The sequence below is a fragment of the Helicobacter sp. 11S02596-1 genome, assembly GCF_002272825.1.
In the GTDB taxonomy this organism is placed as follows: Bacteria; Campylobacterota; Campylobacteria; order Campylobacterales; family Helicobacteraceae; genus Helicobacter_J.
In genome coordinates this window covers 29,551-48,152 of sequence record NZ_MLAM01000003.1, presented here as the reverse complement: position 1 = coordinate 48,152, position 18,602 = coordinate 29,551, and the positions used below count along the sequence as shown (strand labels likewise).

Genomic DNA, 18,602 nt, shown 5'->3' with positions numbered 1-18,602 from the left:
TTGCCTAGAATTTTACAAAATCAAACTTTGATTATACATAAAATCGCCTTAGGAATGCTTAAATCTCTCCCAAAGACTTCAAAATCAAAATTTGCAAGCTTTTTGAAAAAACTCTAAACACAAACCTCACCGCCCAACAGGACACAACCCATCCCGCATACCCAAACCAATCTCAATCCGATGGGGCTTGCCTAGATCGCTCCAAACAATACACCCATCCGTAGGGCAAGCATTTGCGCACGCAGGCATTTGATTATACCCAACGCATTCAACGCATTTATCGGGATATACATAATAAGTGTTTTCACCATCAGGATTGTCATCATTATCGACAATCGCCCAAACAGGGCATTCATCAATACACGCACCACACGCAATGCAAATATCTGTAATTTTTACCGACATCCCATTCTATCCATCAATCAGGCTTCAAACACAATCAAATGCCCCATCAAGCAACGGAGCAAATCCCATAACCCAATCAGTGAATACCAAAAAATTCTTTTATCTCGCTGACCTTATCGGTTTTTTCCCAGCTAAACTCGGGCAATTCTCGCCCAAAATGCCCATAAGCTGCTGTGTTTCTATAGATGGGTCTAAGCAAATCCAAGCTTTCGATGATGCCTTTAGGGGTCAGACGAAAAACCTTCCGAACGCAAGCTTCGATTTTTGCATCATCAAATGTTGCAGTCCCGTGCGTATTGACATAGATAGAGACAGGTTCGACAACCCCGATAGCATAGGCAAGCTGCACGGTTGCTCGCTCACAAACCCCGCTGGCAACGAGATTTTTTGCCACATATCTGGCTGCATAGGCCGCACTTCTATCGACTTTGCTCGGGTCTTTCCCACTAAATGCCCCACCGCCGTGCGGGCAAGAACCCCCATAGGTATCTACGATGATTTTTCTTCCTGTAAGCCCCGCATCCCCTTGTGGGCCTCCGATGACAAACTTACCGGTAGGATTGACGTGATATTTAATGTCATCATTGAGGTATTCTTTTGGCAAAACCTTATAAACGATTTCTTCGATGACAGCTTCACGCAAATGTTGCTGATCGACTTCGGGGGAATGCTGGGTAGAGATGACAATAGTATCGATAGCAACGGGCTTGCCATCGACATATTTGACCGTTACTTGGGATTTGCCATCAGGTCGTAGAAATGGAATCGTGCCATCTTTTCTCCTTGCTGCAAGCCCTTCGGTAAGCTTGTGTGCCAGCCAGATAGGCAAAGGCATTAGTGTATCGGTTTCTTTGCACGCATAGCCAAACATCAACCCCTGATCGCCTGCCCCGATCTCACCATCGCTCCGATCTACGCCTTGATTGATATCAGGACTTTGCTCGCCAATACCATTAAGCACGGCTGCACTGCGGTAATCAAAGCCATAGAGTGCATCGGTATAACCGATACTTTTTACTACTTCCCGAGCGATCTCTTGCATTGGGGCATAAACAGAAGTCTTGAGCTCCCCAGCGATCACACAAAAACCATTTGAAACGAGCGTCTCACAAGCCACGCGAGCGTTTTTGTCTCTCCCAATGATATAGTCTAAAACCGCATCGCTAATCTGATCAGCCATCTTGTCGGGATGTCCCTCTGTTACAGACTCTGAAGTAAAAAGAAATTCATTTTTCATAAACTCACCTTGTATTTGAAATTTTTTTGGGATTGTAGCAGTTTTTTACAAATACAAATAGGACTCAAAATGAAAATAATTAGACGTCAATTAACTTTCAATCGTTATCATTAGCAAGTGATAATTATTATTTGTTATCAAACTCAAAATTAACTTACAAGGAGAAAAAATGTTAGTAACAAAAAAAGCACCTGATTTCAAAGCAGCAGCGGTTTTAGCCAATAATGAGATTGTTGAGGATTTTGAGCTATCAAAAAACCTAGGCAAAAATGGTGCGGTGTTGTTTTTTTGGCCAAAAGATTTTACATTTGTATGCCCATCAGAAATCATCGCATTTGATCATCGTGTCAAGGATTTTCAAGAAAAAGGCTTCAATGTTATTGGTGTATCGACAGATACTGAAGTTGTGCATTTTGCGTGGAAAAATACCCCTGTCAATCAAGGCGGTATCGGCAATATCACATTCCCAATGGTAGCAGATATCACCAAAGCAATCTCAAGAGATTATGATGTGCTATTCAACGGTGCTGTCGCCCTTAGAGGTTCGTTTTTGATCGACAAAAATCAAATCATCCGCCACGCTGTCATCAACGATCTTCCATTAGGTAGAAATGTCGATGAGATGATCCGAATGGTAGATGCCCTCTTGTTCTTTGAAGAAAATGGCGAAGTTTGCCCCGCAGGCTGGAGAAAAGGCGATAAAGGGATGAAAGCTACCCATCAAGGTGTCGCAGAATATCTATCTGAAAACGCTTCAAAGCTCTAAGCCCAAACAACCAAGGCATTGCCTTGGTTAGTTTAATCAAATATCAAACCGCATTTCATTCCCATAACCCAAATCAAACATATCTGCTAATTGCAACACCTTGCAACTATTTTCGATCAAAGCGATGATTTTTGCTAGCGAATACAAATCCCGGTGATACGCATAAATCCCATAGCCTTTGATAAAAACAAAATTTCTTTTTGTTTGCTTGAAATATCTTGAAATATCAATATCAGCCCGCTCATACCAATCATCATAGTTTTTTGGATCAAAAATATCGATTTGTTTGCCCAAAAATCGATAACCAAAATAATCTTTGGGGAATAAAACATCGTGTTTGAGTGAATACGCAACACTATAAGGGGGCATACTATAGACGACAAAACGCGCCTCTGTGAAGTTCTGATAAATATTAGAATGGATATATGCATCCATACTTGCTTCCTGCCAGCGATAGTCCTCTTTGTCATAAAGCATAATCAAAGAATTATTATCAATCCTGTCAAATATGGCGTCTTTTTTGTTGATAAGGAATCGATTTTGAGAAACTCTCGCAGATATTGAGCCGTGAAAAACCCCAAAAAAGCTCTTGCGAAACATCGCCAAAGAAACACTGCTGATCTTGTCAATGAGATTTGGATCTACATCTTTTGTATATATATTCATAAATTGCATTCTACCATTGAATTGAAAACCTAAACTTTAACCCAAACACACAATAATCAGGCAGATAAATCAAAATATTTAGGAATAAATGGGGAGCTAAGCTTTCGTGAGTGGTCTTCAGGTTTGCAAGGCGACAAACCGAGTTTGTATAATCAATTGTGTATTTTGCCACCAGCTTAAAGTTAAGGGGAATTAAAGGTTAGATAAATTTTTTACTACGATTATGTTTGAGGTTGTGCCAAGAGGGCAAGCAACCTCTTGGCAAATTTATGACCTCGAAATGAGGTGATGAAGATGTCAATACATAAGATAGTCAAGGCTATCTTGAGGGTGATTATAGCATTAATTTTATTAATCTCATTAGCCCTTTAAGATAAAACGCTTAGAGTGAGGGAAATTTCTCTTCAGCAAGCCACTCTAAGCTTCTTGATTATCTCCCTCTAGCTTGCTTTTCTTGATTTTATTTATCAATTTGATTCTTTCTTGCTGGTCATATTTATTCACAACGATACAATTTGTTATAATTTCTTTTTAGCCAAAAGGAAGTTTAAATGGATGATGGAATATTTTTGTGTTCGATTTCAAATGTGAGTAGCGGGAATTGTAGCGAAGATTGTGCGTATTGTGCGCAGAGTTCGCATTATCACGCCGATATTGAAAAATACAAGTTCAAAGCCCCAGAAGTCGTTTTGAAAGAGGCTAGGGCGTTAAAAGAATTTGGGGCATTGGGGTTTTGCTTGGTAACGGCGGGGCGGGGTTTGGATGATAAAAAATGCGATTATATTGCAAAAACTGCCAAGATGATCAAAGATGATGGCTTGGATTTGCATATCATCGCGTGTTGTGGGCGTGCGGATACGGAGTCGCTCAAATATCTGAAGCAAAACGGCGTGGATAGCTACAATCACAACCTAGAAACCGCCAAGGATTTTTTCCCAAAGATTTGCACGACCCATCCGTGGAAAGAGCGTTTTGAGACTTGTGAAAATGCCTTGAGTGCAGGGCTTGGGCTGTGTAGCGGGGGGATATTTGGCTTGGGAGAGAGCTGGGGGGATCGTATCGAGCTACTCAAAGCACTCCAAATCCTCTCCCCGCATTCGGTGCCGGTGAATTTTTTTATCCACAACCCCGCTTTACCTATCTCACAAACCACGCTAGAGCCTGAGGAAGCCCTCGAATGCGTGGTGCTAGCAAGGGAATTTTTGCCTAAGGCGCGTTTGATGATCGCAGGCGGGCGGGAAGTGGTGTTTGGCAGGGAACAAAAAGCCTTGTTTGAATGTGGTATCAATGCCGTCGTGCTGGGGGATTATCTCACCACAAAAGGCGATAGCCCCCAAAAAGATGTCGATATGATACGCTCTTATGGGCTTGAGATCGCAACAAGTTGCCACTGATGAAATTCACAATCTTGCAAGAATTTTGTCGCAATATCTCCAAAAAGCTCAAAGAAATCTATAGTTTTCTCACCCACGAACAAGAGATGTTTTATTATGCCTCATCGCTAAGTTTTTACACGATTTTTGCTTTGATCCCGTTGTTGTTGATTGTATTTTCGATAATGCTAAATTTCCCCAATGTCCGGGATCGTGTCAATGATTTTAAGGATTTTATCCTCTCAAACATCCTGCCGACCCATACCGAAATCATCAGCTCCTTTTTGGATACTTTTATGCAAAATAGCACGAAACTCGGCGTGATGGGGCTTATTTATATTCTTTTTACCTCGCTGATGTTTTTTAGAAATTATGCTTATATCACATCGAAGATGTTTAATTCCAAGCCACGAAAGTTTTTTGATTCTCTGGTGGTGTATTGGGCGATGATGACGCTTTTTCCGATCGCATTTTTTATGACGATTTATTTTAGTGGGGCGGTGCAGGGGGCTTTCAAAGACAAGGTAAATGGGTTGTTTTTCCCAGATATTTTGTTATGGCTAGGGACTTGTGTGCTGTTTTTGACCCTATTTCAGATCTCAGCTAACAAGCCGTTGAATAAAAAAGCGTTGGTATTTACGTCGTTTGCGAGTGCTAGCGTGTGGTATTTGTTTAAATGGGGATTTGTTTATTATGTTTCTTATAACAAGACATACCCCACGCTTTATGGGTCGGTATCGGTGTTGTTGATATTGATGCTGTGGATTTATATTTCTTGGTTGGTTTTGCTTTTTGGGATGCGATCGTGTGAGGCACTTATTTCTAATTTTGGTAAAAATGAAAAAGAAACTATCAAAGATTCCTAGCTTTTCCTTTTTTAATCGTGCATTTTGTCATTTATGTCAATAGATTTAAAAAATAGATAAATATTTTATAATAATTAAAATAATATTGATTTTATTAAATACATATCCCATCATAAAAATAATCCTAGTTTTTTTCATTATCGATAATTTATTTTTCAGTTATATTTCAGATAATTATTTATAGAATAGAAAATCAAATTTATTAAGGAGGTTTTCTATGGGTCGGTTTTTAAAGGTCACATTGTGTTCGATGGCGTTATTTTCTGCTTTGAATGCAGAAAGTAGTGGCGCATTTATCGGCGTAAGTATGCAGATGGGGGCAGGGAGTGCTGTTTTTGAGGGAGAAAGCAAAACTCAAAATGTTTCTGAAACTACAAAAATAGATACCTCGGTTATGGGATTTGGTATTAAGTTGGGTTATAAACAATTTTTCAATCCCACATTGGGTGTTCGTTATTACGGATTTGTGGATTCTGGAGAATTTATAAGGGGTGCATCTTCTGCCACTCTTGCTAACGTTGTGCCTTTGCTGAACTATGGGGTCGGTGCGGAAGCTCTTTATAATATTGTGGCGTTGCCATCATTTGATTTTGGTGTATTTGGTGGGTTGGGATTAGGGGCAAATACCTACTTTAATGAGAGCTATCAGGTAGAAGTAACTGGATCAATACCAGTCCCCCCGAACACTCCCCTAAAATCCCCTTATCAAAATACCCACTTTCAGATGACTTTGGATCTGGGAGTGCGGGCGATTTTAAAAAGTGGTAGTAGTATCGAGCTTGGGCTTAAAGCGCCACTTTTAAGCAGTAAGATCTTTAAAAAACCCCCTGAAGCGATGTATGCCACTAGCGTTACTGCTATCACTGCTCGCCACAATTTTTCATTTTATGCCAGCTATGTTTATGCGTTTTGATTGAACCAAAATTCCTATCACACGAGGTAGTTGATGGGTTAATAGGCGTATTCTTCCTAATTGTTTTTTATAAGGAGATTTTCTATGGGTCGGTTTTTAAAGGTCACATTGTGTTCGATGGTGTTATGCTCTGCTTTGAATGCAGAAAATAACGGGGCATTTATCGGCGTGAGCGCACAAGTAGGAGCGGGGAGCGCTACTGCTGAAGCCAACATATCAACCATTGCTTCAGGTGTTGAAACTAATAATTCAGCCATCCAAAAATCCAATACTTTAATCACAGGATTTGGTATCAAATTGGGTTATAAATATTTTTTCACACAAGGCTTAGGCATTCGGGCTTATGGTTTTACGGATTCTGGAAAATTTATATTTAGCCCCACTAACGTTGTGCCTTTGCTGAACTATGGGGTCGGTGCGGAAGCTCTTTATAATATTGTGGCGTTGCCATCATTTGATTTTGGTGTATTTGGTGGGTTGGGATTAGGGGCAAATACCTACTTTAATGAGAGCTATCAGGTAGAAGTAACTGGATCAATACCAGTCCCCCCGAACACTCCCCTAAAATCCCCTTATCAAAATACCCACTTTCAGATGACTTTGGATCTGGGAGTGCGGGCGATTTTAAAAAGTGGTAGTAGTATCGAGCTTGGGCTTAAAGCGCCACTTTTAAGCAGTAAGATCTTTAAAAAACCCCCTGAAGCGATGTATGCCACTAGCGTTACTGCTATCACTGCTCGCCACAATTTTTCATTTTATGCCAGCTATGTTTATGCGTTTTGATTGAACCAAAATTCCTATCACACGAGGTAGTTGATGGGTTAATAGGCGTATTCTTCCTAATTGTTTTTTATAAGGAGATTTTCTATGGGTCGGTTTTTAAAGGTCACATTGTGTTCGATGGTGTTATGCTCTGCTTTGAATGCAGAAAATAACGGGGCATTTATCGGCGTGAGCGCACAAGTAGGAGCGGGGAGCGCTACTGCTGAAGCCAACATATCAACCATTGCTTCAGGTGTTGAAACTAATAATTCAGCCATCCAAAAATCCAATACTTTAATCACAGGATTTGGTATCAAATTGGGTTATAAATATTTTTTCACACAAGGCTTAGGCATTCGGGCTTATGGTTTTACGGATTCTGGAAAATTTATATTTAGCCCCACTAATGTTGTGTCTTTGCTGAACTATGGGGTCGGTGCGGAAGCCCTTTATAATGTCGTAGCATTGCCATCATTTGATTTTGGTGTATTTGGTGGGCTGGGATTAGGAGCAAATACGTATTTTTATAATAGCTATCAAGTAACTACAAAGAAAAATGGAAAAACCCGAAAAACAAACTCCTCTGATAAAAATACCCACTTTCAAATGACTTTGGATCTGGGAGTGCGGGCGATTTTAAAGAGTGGCAGTAGTATTGAGCTTGGGTTCAAAGCACCACTTTTGACCAATACAATCTCTGAACAAAAAAGCGTAATTTACAAATCAACTACAACTCAAGTTATTGAAATGATTGGCACCACCCGCCATAATTTTTCATTTTATGCCAGCTATGTTTATGCGTTTTGATGGGGGTAAATCCCTCACGCCCCTAGCCGATAAGCTTATTTAGAAAAGCCCTCAAAATGATTTTCCCGATAAAACGTATCTGGTGCTTTTTGCAACGGCGGTTCATAGGGTTTATGGGGATTTGTTTATAACAAAACATATCCCACGCTTTATGGGTCGGTATCGGTGTTGTTGATATTGATGCTGTGGATTTATATTTCTTGGTTGGTTTTGCTTTTTGGGATGCGATCGTGTGAGGCACTTATTTCTAACTTTGGTAAAAATAAAAAAGATATTATTACAGAGATTTAATTCTGTATTTTGGCAATAGGAGATTACCTATTGTCGCTACCTACTATAAATAGACTCTAAAATAGATAAATATTCTATAAAAATCAAAATAATATTGATTTTGAAAAATACCTATCCTGTCATAAAAATAATCCTAAATTTTTTTATTCTTACTAACTTTGTTATTCAGTTGTTTTTCAAATAAATACTTATAAAATAGAAAATCAAAATTATTTTGCATAAGGAGATTTTCTATGGGTCGGTTTTCAAAGGTAATATTGTGTTCGATGGCATTATGCTCTGCTTTGAATGCAGAAAATAGTGGCGCATTTATCGGTGTGAGTGCGCAAGTGGGGGCGGGGAACTCTGTTACTAAAACAGAAACAACAACTCGTCATTCTGTTGAAACCACCAAGCTAGATACTTTGATTACAGGGGTTGGTATCAAGTTGGGTTATAAATATTTTTTCACACAAGGCTTAGGCATTCGGGCTTATGGATTTGTGGATTCTGGAAATTCTACAACAGCTATATCTAATGCCATTATAGATCCCGCTATACATTTGCTCAACTACGGGGTCGGTGCGGAAGTCCTTTATAATATTGTGGCGTTGCCATCATTTGATTTTGGTGTATTTGGTGGGTTGGGATTAGGGGCAAATACTTACTTTGCAGGGAGTTCGCAAACAACAACAAAGCTCAATGGAAAAACCGAAATAACAAATTCTAAAAACCGAAATACCCACTTTCAGATGACTTTAGATCTGGGAGTGCGGGCGATTTTAAAGAGTGGTAGCAGTATCGAGCTGGGGTTCAAAGCGCCACTTTTGACCAATACAATCCTTAAAGATACCTCAGGATTGACCACTTCAGGATTAACCACTATTACTTTAACCACCCGCCACAATTTCTCACTCTATGCCAGCTATGTTTATGCGTTTTGATGGGGGTAAATCCCTCACACCCCTAGCCGATAAGCTTATTTAGGAAAGCCCTCAAAATGGTTTTCCCGATAAAACGTATCGGGTGCTTTTTGCAACGGCGGTTCATAGGGTTTGAGGAAATTCATTTTTTTGCTTTTTTGGCTATTTTTGTCTTTGGGGCGCTTAGGGATAGGGCGAGTGCTTAGTTGTGGCATAGCTTTTGGAGGCTTTTGTCCAAATTTATAACGCAAGCCCGCACTAATAAGCCAATAGGTATTGAGCCTACCAAAAAATTCGGTTTTAAAATCAGCAAACAAACTCAAGCTATCATAAAGCCCCAGCCATTTTATCCCCGCACCCATCCCAAGCCGATGGTCGGCGTGATTGGCGTCATTATATAGCGGGACTTTTGCGGTATCTATGAGCGTAACCTTACCCCCAAGATTCAAGTCGGCGCTGTATTCAACCAAAGCATTCACGCTCAAAACTCCCCAATCATATTCATAACGTTTCACCCCCAAAAGCCCGATTTTACTAATCAACACTGGTGCTGTGCCAAGCTTGGCTGTGATGGGGACTTGGGATTGTTTTTGGACAAATGAAAACTCTTGCCCCCATACCACGCCCGGACTAAGCGAGGCATAAGGCTCAAGATACGTGCGGGTATCTTTGATCTTTGTGGCTACTTTGACATTCCTGCAAAAGACCTTTTGGATACATTTTTCTATAGTTCTGGTTCTATGCACAGAAAAAGGATATATCTTATACCCCGCCCGAGCGCTCATTAGCAACATATGGGAATTGAAATCAATCGGCGTATCTTGCGCGTTTAGATGGGTGCGCACAGGGGCATAGATATAGCCCATACTCCCATCTAGCACCCAACCTTCTTGTTGGATATACCCACCATATGCGCCCAGCTCAATCGCTTCTGCTTTGCCCTGATAGCCACTATCTGAAGCATTGAGATGGGTATAACCCAAATTCCCCCCATAAAAATACCGCCAAGTTTCAAAAGTCTCCCCCACATCATAGCCCCCAGAAAAATGATAAAAAAGATTTTGGGTGGTTGGTGCGCCATCGGGTTGTTTGGCATAAATGCCCCCGCCAGAAGTTTTCACCCACGCCCCATTGAGTGTGGGCGGGTAGGTGAGATCATCGACTCTGGTGTGGAGATTATCTGCTTGGAGACGATAGATCATATACGGCAGGGAAAAGATATTCAAAAGGCTTTTTGCCGTTTGGCTAGGTGTCCGCTCAATCGCGCTCAAAACCCATTCGCTCCCGCCTGTTGCGGTGGTGTTTTTTTGCAAAATAGGCAGATAGTCATACAGCCCAAGCAACGTGGCAATGCCTCTGAAATCTGCCCCATCACCTAGCGTGTTTGCCTCTGCGACGACCATATTGGGCGTAGCGGGGGTCAAAAGGATATTGTTGGGATTTTGATAGATTTGGATGAAATGCACCCCACGCACTTCACCGGCTTCTATGCGATCGCTTTGCCCGGAGGCCAAATCCGCCATCAGGGCAAAGATGCCATTTTCTCCATTGATGGATTGGGTTTTGAGGGTGCGTGGAGCAAAGGTTTCTGCAGTTCTAGGGCAGTCATCATTGGGGCAATACACGCCTGGAATATTGCTAGAAGCGTATTTGGCGAGATCGACAATAGAAAGATTTTGCATACTCTCCAGACTGATGGGTATATCGGGATTCAAAGATGAGTTCGATACGCTAAGATTGCCCGCATAAGAATCATCGGTTAAAAACCATTTGCCCCCATTTTCAAGGGTGAGATTGACAAAGGAATTGCTTGTGGGGTCATCTCTTGCTGTGCGTGTTTTGCCTATCAAGAAAGAATAGGGATTGGTGAGATTGATAAATACGCTGGAATTTCTTGAAGCAGTAGCAGCGGTGTCTGAAAAATTAATATCACCTTTGAGTTGGACAATATTATTGACATCAACGCTCTGATTTGTGGTGGGGTCGTAGTTGAAATAAGCTACGCCCGCATTTTCTAGCTCGATGATGGAACGCACATATGTCCCACTCGTGCAACTTGCCGTGCCACAAGCGAGGCGGGGGAGGGCGTTGTTTGCGTCGATGAATGTATTTTTGTTGAAATGCAAAATCCCTGAGACTACGCCACTAGAAGGTCCCCAAAAAACAGCTCGCCCCATATTTGAACCCGCAGCCATCCTCACAGAAATATTGGAATCAAAAATCAAAGGCTGGGTGTTTGTGCCTGCTTTTTCACGCGTTATAAAAAGCCCTCCAAGATTGGTGTTTGTGCCAATGCGTGTCCCATCATAATAAAAATTCAAACTCCCGCCTTCAAAACGCACCGGATTTTTATCATTGCCAAGTATAAAGACAGAAAAAACAGCCCCCGGTGTTAAGCCGGTCGCTGTGAAATTGATAGTATAAACTGCCCCATTTGACAAGGTATTGGTGCTATCGTGCGGGAATAATGGTCTATAGTTTTCAAGTGTATTATTTATGTTTAGTGTTTGGTCTGAGGTGAAGTCCCAGCCATACAAAAAATCTAAAACAAAACAAATAAAAAGGATAGAGATAATATTTTGATTCACTGCCAATACTTCATTAATTTTATAAAATCAAACAAATTGCATTCCATTATCGCAATTATAAGCCTATAGGGGGTTTGATATATATCAAGCTTTGAGAGTGGGATTGTTTATACAATTTTCATCAAGCATTTTTGCTATACCAAGACCTTTGAGGAGACTATATGAGTGGCTTATCAAGAAGAGACTTTATCAAGGCTGCAGCGGTTGCTTCTGCTGCATCGAGTGTAGGCATTGCTGTCCCTAGCTCGCTAGCAGCACAAGCAGAAGTTGCCCAGAAAAATTGGAAATGGGACAAGGCAGTTTGTCGGTTTTGTGGGACTGGGTGCGGGATTATGGTAGCTACAAAAGACAAAAAAATCGTAGCGGTCAAAGGAGATCCTGAAGCACCTGTAAATCGAGGCTTGAATTGTATCAAGGGGTATTTTTGTGCCAAAATTATGTATGGAGAAGATCGGCTCACCCAGCCCCTTTTGCGGGTGAATGCCAAAGGTGAGTTTGACAAAAAAGGAAAATTCACCCCTGTGAGCTGGCAGAGAGCATTTGATGAGATGGAAAAGCAATTTAGAAAGACCTATGAGCAGATGGGACCCAAAGGGATTGCCGTGATGGCAAGCGGGCAATACACCGTTCAAGAGGGCTATGCAGCAGTTAAGTTGATGAAAGGGGGCTTTAGGAGCAATAATATCGATCCTAATGCGAGGCATTGTATGGCAAGTGCGGTTGTTGGGTTTATGCAGACATTTGGGATTGATGAGCCAGCAGGTTGCTATGATGATATTGAGCTTACCGATACGATCATCGCGTGGGGGGCGAATATGGCTGAAATGCACCCCATTCTTTGGAGCCGTGTAACCGATAGAAAGCTCAGCAATGCTTCCAAAGTAAAAGTTGTCAATCTCACGACATTTACCAATAGAACTTCTGATTTGGCAGATATTGAGATTGTTTTCAAACCCCAGACAGACTTGGCGATTTGGAATTATATTGCCAGAGAGATTGTTTATAACCACCCTGAAGTCATTGATAAGCGCTTTGTCCAAGAAAACTGCGTGTTTAGCACCGGATTTGTCAATATTGGCTATGGGATGCGACGCGACCCTAATCACAAGGGGTTCAATCCATTAGAAAAAGAGATTGTTGCTAAAGAATTAGCCAAGCCATTGAGCGAAGATGAGGCGATTTCTCTGCAGTATCTAGGACTCAAAGCAGGCGATGAGATGAAGATGGATAATGCGGGAAAAGCCGATGCGCATTGGGAAATTAGCTTTGAAGATTTCAAAAAGGCTTTAGAACCTTATACATTGGATTTTGTTGCCAAACTCGCTAAGGGCAATGAAGATGAGAGCCTAGAGGATTTCAAAAAGAAACTCCAAAGCCTTGCGAATCTCTATATCGAGAAAAACCGCAAGGTCGTGAGCTTTTGGACAATGGGATTCAACCAGCACCAACGAGGCACTTGGGTGAATGAACAAAGCTATATGGTGCATATGCTACTTGGCAAACAGAGCAAGCCGGGTAATGGCGCATTTAGCCTTACAGGACAGCCAAGTGCGTGCGGGACAGCTAGAGAGGTGGGGACATTTTCCCATCGCTTGCCCGCAGATATGGTCGTCGCCAATCCCAAACATCGTGAAATTACCGAAAAAATATGGAATCTCCCACAAGGCACGCTCAATGGCAAACCCGGCTCGCCGTATTTGGGGATTATGAGGGATCTCGAAGATGGCAAGATCAAATGGGTATGGGTTTCCGTCAATAATCCGTGGCAAAACACCGCCAATGCCAACCACTGGATCAAGGCAGCACGTGAAATGGATAATTTTATCATCGTGAGTGATTGCTATCCTGGAATCAGTGCAAAAGTAGCGGATTTGATTTTGCCTACAGCGATGATTTATGAAAAATGGGGTGCTTATGGTAATGCCGAGCGTCGAACACAGCACTGGAAGCAACAAGTCTTGCCACAAGGGAATTCGATGAGTGATACGTGGCAATATATGGAATTTGCCAAACGCTTTACGCTCGAAGATGTTTGGGGCAAGGATTATCAAGATTTGGGTCTAAAATCTGTCTTGAAACAAGCTCAAGCGATGGGATATAACCCAAAAGACACGTTGTTTGATGTTTTGTTTGCCAATAAAAATGCCAAAAAATTCACCACAAAAGAAGCGTTGCTAAAAGATGGCACGCTTAATTCAGAAGTTTTTGGCGATGAAAGGAATGTGCTTGGGAGTGATGGCAAGCCATTTGGTGGGTATGGATTTTTTGTCCAAAAATACCTTTGGGAAGAATACCGCAAATTTGGGTTAGGACACGGGCACGATTTGGCTGAATTTGATGTTTATTATAAGGTCCGTGGCTTGCGTTGGCCCGTTGTTGATGGCAAAGAAACCCAGTGGCGGTTTAATGCCAAATACGACCCTTATGCGAGAAAATACGGCAATGGCAAAGAGTTTGCTTTCTACGGACATCAAAATGCTTCTTTGAGCAAGGGGGATTTGTTTAAGCCAATGGATCAAAAAGTTTCGATCCACAATAAAGCAAAAATATTTTTCCGCCCATATATGGAGCCTTGCGAAATGCCGGATAAAGATTATCCGATGTGGCTTTCTACGGGCAGGGTCTTAGAGCATTGGCATAGTGGGACGATGACAATGCGTGTGCCAGAGCTTTATCGTGCTGTGCCTGAAGCCTTGTGCTATATGCACCCCCAAGATGCTGCCAAAAATGGCTTCAAGCAAGATGAGATCATCTGGGTAGAAAGTCGGCGAGGCAAGGTAAAAGCAAGGATTGATACACGAGGGCGAAACAGACCGCCAAAAGGACTTGTTTATGTGCCGTGGTTTGATGAATTGGTCTATATCAATAAGGTTTGTTTGGATGCTACTTGTCCGTTGTCTAAGCAAACGGATTTCAAAAAATGCGCTGTAAAAGTTTATAAGGCTTAAGCAGTGGGGACGGGCTTTGATGCCAACAGGCGTGCGGGCTTACTCAAGATCGCCCAAGCTACGGGAATGATGGCTGTAGGCGGGCTTTTGTGGGGGGCTTATGTCAAAAAGGCAAATGCTTCAAGCTTGTTGTTATTGCCTCCGGGGGCAAAACAAAAAGATGCATTTTTCAAAAATTGTATCAAATGCGGGATGTGCGTGGAAGCCTGCCCGTATTATACGCTCAAGCTTGCCAAGCCTGCAGACAATATCCCTGTCGGCGTGCCTTATTTTACCCCTAGAGATGTTCCTTGCTATATGTGCAAAGATGTTCCTTGTGTGAATGCCTGCCCTACCGATGCGCTTGATAAAGAATCGCTGATGGACAAAGGTCGTTTGGATGTAAATCTATCGCGAATGGGCGTGGCGATCGTGGATACAAAAAATTGTATCGCCTATGCGGGTATCCAGTGTGATGCGTGTTATCGAGCGTGTCCTTTGATAGATGAAGCGTTGTATCTTGAATACAAAAGGAATGATCGCACCGGCAAGCATTCTTTTTTGCTCCCAATGGTGGATAATGATATTTGCACCGGTTGTGGGAAATGCGAGCGGGTGTGTGTAACCGAGGAGGCTTCGATTCGGGTTTTGCCCCGTGATGTTGTGCTTGGAAAAATGGGCACCAACTATATCAAGGGCTGGGAAAAACAAGACGAAAGCCGTTTGCAAGACGCCCCTACGGATATAAAAACCCCATCAAAGCGTGGGGCAACAGACTATCTCAATAGCGGGGATTTGTGATGGCATATCGGTTTTTGATACTCAGGAGAGTTATTCAAATTGGGATTTTGGTCTTGTTTTTTGTAGGTAATTTTTCTTGGGTGCAGATTGGAAGCAAGCAATATGGGGTTTATCAGGGTGATACGAGTGTTTTTATCCAAGATGATAGGAATCTAGCTAGCAATCAGAGCAAAATCATTCCGAGCGCGACGCAGATTTTTCAAGGCAATTTGAGTAGTTCAAAAATTTTTGGGGTTATCCCGATGAGTGACCCTTTGGCAGTTGCCCAGCTTTTTTTGGCTGGGGGTGCTTTGGCTTTGGATATTTATTTAGGGCTTTTTGTGGTGCTTGTGATTTATGGCGTTTTCTTGGGGAGGGCTTATTGTGCTTATGTCTGCCCGCTCAATCTGGTAACGGATTTTGCAGCGTTTTTGCGGAGAAAGCTTGGCTGGAATCAATCAGTCAAGCAAATCCATTTAAGCAGAAATGCCAAATACGGCGTTTTGTTTTTGACCTTGGTGCTTTCATTTGTTTTTGGGGTGGCTGTTTTTGAGATGGTAAGCCCCATTTCGATGTTACATCGGGGGATTGTTTTTGGGATGGGGGCAGGTTTTTTTGGCGTATTGGGAGTATTTTTGTTTGATTTATTGCTTCTAAAAAATGGCTTTTGTGGGCATATTTGTCCATTGGGAGCGACATTTGGCTTGATCGGAAAATACAGCATTTGGCGTGTGAAATATGACCTTGAAAAATGCACCCATTGCAAACGTTGTGTGCAGATATGTCCTGAAAATCAGGTCTTGCATATGATTGGGAAAAAAAGTGGCGTGATTGATGGGATGGCTTGTATCAAATGTGGCAGGTGTGTTGAGGTATGCAACGATGACGCCCTCCATTATGGGATAGCCAACTTAATAAAAAGGAGATAAAAATGAAGTTGAAAATATTTGGTTTGATCGCGATAATTGGTCTGATTGTGGCTTGTTCGGTAGATTCTGGGAGTATCAAAGATGAGTCTTTGGGTTTGAGAAAAGTTTCTGTGCAAGATGAAAAAAATATCCGACTGGGGGATTATCAATATAGCAACTCGGCAGCAGGAGAGAGTCAAAAGATTGAGCGTTCTTATGAAAATGCCCCGCCGATGATTCCTCACGATACAGAGGGAATGCTTGATATTTCCAAAGATAGCAATATGTGTTTGAGTTGCCATTCTCCCGATGTGGCTGAATCTGTTGGCGCGCCATCTGTTCCCAAATCACATACTTATGATTTGAGAAATCATCAAGCGCATAAAGATGGTATCGATCCTAGCCGTTATAATTGCACCCAGTGCCACGTGCCTCAAGCAAATGCTAAGCCTTTGGTCAATAATGCTTTCCAGCCGGATTTTACAAACCAAAATGCTAAGGTAAAATCCAATCTGATGGATGTCATCAATGAGGGTGTCAAATAAATGTCTTTGAGGCATTTTTTCAGATCCAAAAGCCCGCTCGTTTTTCTCCCATATCAGAGAAATTCGAGTGATTTTTGTATGCAATGTCTGGGTGAATGCGTGGATGTGTGTGCCGAGGGGATTATTATCAAAAAAGATGAGGCTGTGCCTTATCTGGATTTTGCCACTAATGGCTGTGTGTTTTGCAAAAAATGCGCCCAGATCTGTGAGGCAACCTATGGCGAAAATAGTGTATTAGACCCATCGCTTGAGGACAAGATAAATGCCCGTGCCAAAATTGATGTGATAGGTTGTTTGGCTTATCATCAAGTCATTTGTTCAGCGTGCAAAGATATATGCGATGGGGCGATACGCTTTAGTGGGATGTTTTATCCAGAGATTTTGGAAAGTTGCACCGGCTGTGGGAAATGCGAGCGTGTATGTCCAAAAGACGCTATTAATATCGTGGCACTTTGATGATGAGAGGTTTATTTTTTTGGGTGCTGTTCTGCTCGCTTGTGTTCTCGAAAAATCCTATCACAAGCATCCCGGATTTTGTTTTGGAGACAGATTCGGTGATTTCTTCTATGAGCCATTATCAAAACAATCTTTATATTTCGCAAAATGATGGTTCGCTAAGGGTTTATGATTTGGTGGGTAAAAGATTTATTCGCCAGTTTGTTTTGCCTGAAATCGTTGATTTTTTTGATGAAAGGAAAAAGCCCAAGATTTACAATGCCGATACGCTTGATGGGCGTAATATCTTGGTGTTGAGTGAGGCAGCCAATGGTAGCAGAGAATTGCGGATTATTTCTGGTTCTAAAATGCAAGTTGTTTTTGATGGGGCGGATAATCTTTGGATTTCTAAGGCGCTTTGGGTGGATGAACATCGCATTTTGCTTGGGTTTATGGGTAATGAAATCGCCTTATATGACCTCAAATCCCAAACTTTTGTCTATAAAATCCACCCGAGCACGGCTTCGTTTTCTGATTTGATTTTGAGTGTCGATAGAAGGATTGCGTTTTCGACGGCTGAATCGGGTATCGTGTATATGATAGATGTCTATCAGGGCAGGATAATTGCGAAATTTGAGGGTGTGAATAAAGATAATAACTACCAGCTTGCCACTGCAAAAAATATTGTTTTGAGTGCGGGGCAGGATAGAAAGATGGGGATTTATAGGATTGGAGAAAGCACGCAGAATACGAGTGTGGAGTCGAGATTTTTGGTGTATGCTGTGGGTATTAGCAACGACGCTAGATATGGGGCAATGATGTATGATGAGGAGGGGAGCATTGCTATTATTGATTTGCATACGCTTGAGATTGAGCGGTTTTTAAAAGGCGCGCATTGTATCATCAATACGATTTTGTTTTATCAGCACCAAGTTGTCGCTGCTTGCGATGGAAAAAAGATATTATTTTGGAATTTGAAAGGGATATGATGAATGTTTCAAGTATCATCATCAAAATAGATTGGAATCACTACGAAAATGTGATTTCTGAACTAGGGCTTTTAGAGGGCATAGAGGTTCATATTTGTGATGAAGCGACTGCTAGTATTATCGTGAGTATCACCGCTGTTGATGTTAGTGGTGAGATCGCACGCCTCAAAGACATTGAGAAAATCACTGGGGTGTTGAGCGCAAATATGCATTATAGCTATTCAGAAGAGGAGCTTGAGAAAAATATTTCAACTCAAAAAATGTTAGAAAACATTGAAAAATCTCAAGACGCCAAAGAAATCCGATACAAAGGTAACGTGGGTTCGTGGTTGCCTGAATAAAATAAATTTTTTAATTTCTGCTAGGCTTTACTCCCAAGGGGCTTGCGTTTGGATAAAAGCTTTGGTTTGTTATCAAGCTTTGGGTATGATTTCGGAAAAAA

General features: G+C 41.8%; 18 protein-coding genes and 1 pseudogene. 15 read left to right on the top strand and 4 right to left on the bottom strand.

Annotated features, from left to right (window positions below; genetic code table 11):
• Positions 1 to 126 precede the first annotated feature (126 nt).
• Positions 127 to 405 (bottom strand): 4Fe-4S dicluster domain-containing protein, encoded by a 279-nt coding sequence (locus BJI48_RS02710; protein ID WP_095331638.1) that lies wholly within the window; start codon positions 403 to 405, stop codon positions 127 to 129.
• 76 nt (positions 406 to 481) lie between these two features.
• A complete protein-coding gene (gene metK, locus BJI48_RS02705) occupies positions 482 to 1,642 on the bottom strand; it encodes a methionine adenosyltransferase (protein ID WP_095331636.1) in 1,161 nt (386 codons plus the stop codon).
• 169 nt (positions 1,643 to 1,811) lie between these two features.
• Between metK and BJI48_RS02700 the strand changes: the two genes are divergently transcribed.
• Positions 1,812 to 2,408, top strand: coding sequence for a peroxiredoxin (locus BJI48_RS02700; RefSeq protein ID WP_095331634.1), 597 nt, complete (start codon positions 1,812 to 1,814; stop codon positions 2,406 to 2,408).
• A 36-nt stretch (positions 2,409 to 2,444) separates the two neighbouring features.
• Here BJI48_RS02700 and BJI48_RS02695 read toward each other — a convergent pair whose 3' ends face one another.
• Positions 2,445 to 3,074, bottom strand: coding sequence for a class II aldolase and adducin N-terminal domain-containing protein (locus BJI48_RS02695; RefSeq protein ID WP_180763025.1), 630 nt, complete (start codon positions 3,072 to 3,074; stop codon positions 2,445 to 2,447).
• Positions 3,075 to 3,625: 551 nt separating this feature from the next.
• Between BJI48_RS02695 and BJI48_RS02690 the strand changes: the two genes are divergently transcribed.
• The 7 genes and pseudogenes from BJI48_RS02690 to BJI48_RS02660 all read left to right on the top strand — a co-directional run bounded on the left by BJI48_RS02690 (position 3,626) and on the right by BJI48_RS02660 (position 9,009).
• On the top strand, positions 3,626 to 4,468 hold the full coding sequence (locus BJI48_RS02690) for a biotin synthase (protein ID WP_095331630.1): 843 nt from the start codon (positions 3,626 to 3,628) through the stop codon (positions 4,466 to 4,468).
• A complete protein-coding gene (locus BJI48_RS02685; protein WP_095331628.1) occupies positions 4,468 to 5,313 on the top strand; it encodes a YihY family inner membrane protein in 846 nt (281 codons plus the stop codon). The genes BJI48_RS02690 and BJI48_RS02685 overlap by 1 nt, the downstream gene beginning before the upstream one ends.
• A gap of 217 nt (positions 5,314 to 5,530) precedes the next feature.
• Positions 5,531 to 6,226, top strand: coding sequence for an outer membrane beta-barrel protein (locus BJI48_RS02680; protein ID WP_095331626.1), 696 nt, complete (start codon positions 5,531 to 5,533; stop codon positions 6,224 to 6,226).
• A gap of 84 nt (positions 6,227 to 6,310) precedes the next feature.
• Positions 6,311 to 7,009, top strand: coding sequence for an outer membrane beta-barrel protein (locus tag BJI48_RS02675; RefSeq protein ID WP_095331624.1), 699 nt, complete (start codon positions 6,311 to 6,313; stop codon positions 7,007 to 7,009).
• An 84-nt stretch (positions 7,010 to 7,093) separates the two neighbouring features.
• Complete coding sequence (locus BJI48_RS02670; RefSeq protein WP_095331622.1) at positions 7,094 to 7,795, top strand: outer membrane beta-barrel protein; 702 nt, start codon at positions 7,094 to 7,096, stop codon at positions 7,793 to 7,795.
• 135 nt (positions 7,796 to 7,930) lie between these two features.
• Positions 7,931 to 8,086, top strand: a pseudogene (locus BJI48_RS02665) (YhjD/YihY/BrkB family envelope integrity protein); the annotation flags it as partial.
• 233 nt (positions 8,087 to 8,319) lie between these two features.
• A complete protein-coding gene (locus tag BJI48_RS02660; protein ID WP_095331618.1) occupies positions 8,320 to 9,009 on the top strand; it encodes an outer membrane beta-barrel protein in 690 nt (229 codons plus the stop codon).
• Positions 9,010 to 9,044: 35 nt separating this feature from the next.
• Here BJI48_RS02660 and BJI48_RS02655 read toward each other — a convergent pair whose 3' ends face one another.
• Complete coding sequence (locus BJI48_RS02655; protein WP_095331616.1) at positions 9,045 to 11,576, bottom strand: autotransporter outer membrane beta-barrel domain-containing protein; 2,532 nt, start codon at positions 11,574 to 11,576, stop codon at positions 9,045 to 9,047.
• Positions 11,577 to 11,737: 161 nt separating this feature from the next.
• Between BJI48_RS02655 and napA the strand changes: the two genes are divergently transcribed.
• Genes napA through BJI48_RS02620 form a run of 7 tightly spaced genes read left to right on the top strand, consistent with a single transcriptional unit; the run spans position 11,738 to position 18,501 of the window.
• Complete coding sequence (napA, locus tag BJI48_RS02650) at positions 11,738 to 14,524, top strand: nitrate reductase catalytic subunit NapA (protein WP_095331614.1); 2,787 nt, start codon at positions 11,738 to 11,740, stop codon at positions 14,522 to 14,524.
• Positions 14,525 to 14,527: 3 nt separating this feature from the next.
• Positions 14,528 to 15,304, top strand: coding sequence for a ferredoxin-type protein NapG (napG, locus tag BJI48_RS02645; protein ID WP_095331612.1), 777 nt, complete (start codon positions 14,528 to 14,530; stop codon positions 15,302 to 15,304).
• Positions 15,304 to 16,212 (top strand): quinol dehydrogenase ferredoxin subunit NapH, encoded by a 909-nt coding sequence (gene napH, locus BJI48_RS02640; RefSeq protein WP_095331610.1) that lies wholly within the window; start codon positions 15,304 to 15,306, stop codon positions 16,210 to 16,212. Before napG ends, napH begins: the two co-directional genes overlap by 1 nt.
• The gene (locus BJI48_RS02635; protein ID WP_095331608.1) at positions 16,209 to 16,736 is read left to right on the top strand and encodes a nitrate reductase cytochrome c-type subunit; all 528 of its coding nucleotides are present in this window, start codon (positions 16,209 to 16,211) and stop codon (positions 16,734 to 16,736) included. The genes napH and BJI48_RS02635 overlap by 4 nt, the downstream gene beginning before the upstream one ends.
• On the top strand, positions 16,737 to 17,192 hold the full coding sequence (locus tag BJI48_RS02630) for a 4Fe-4S binding protein (RefSeq protein WP_095331606.1): 456 nt from the start codon (positions 16,737 to 16,739) through the stop codon (positions 17,190 to 17,192).
• Entirely contained in the window at positions 17,192 to 18,160 is a 969-nt protein-coding gene (locus BJI48_RS02625; protein WP_095331604.1) for a WD40 repeat domain-containing protein, read from the top strand. Before BJI48_RS02630 ends, BJI48_RS02625 begins: the two co-directional genes overlap by 1 nt.
• On the top strand, positions 18,157 to 18,501 hold the full coding sequence (locus BJI48_RS02620; RefSeq protein ID WP_143428760.1) for a chaperone NapD: 345 nt from the start codon (positions 18,157 to 18,159) through the stop codon (positions 18,499 to 18,501). The genes BJI48_RS02625 and BJI48_RS02620 overlap by 4 nt, the downstream gene beginning before the upstream one ends.
• The last annotated feature ends 101 nt before the right edge of the window (positions 18,502 to 18,602 follow it).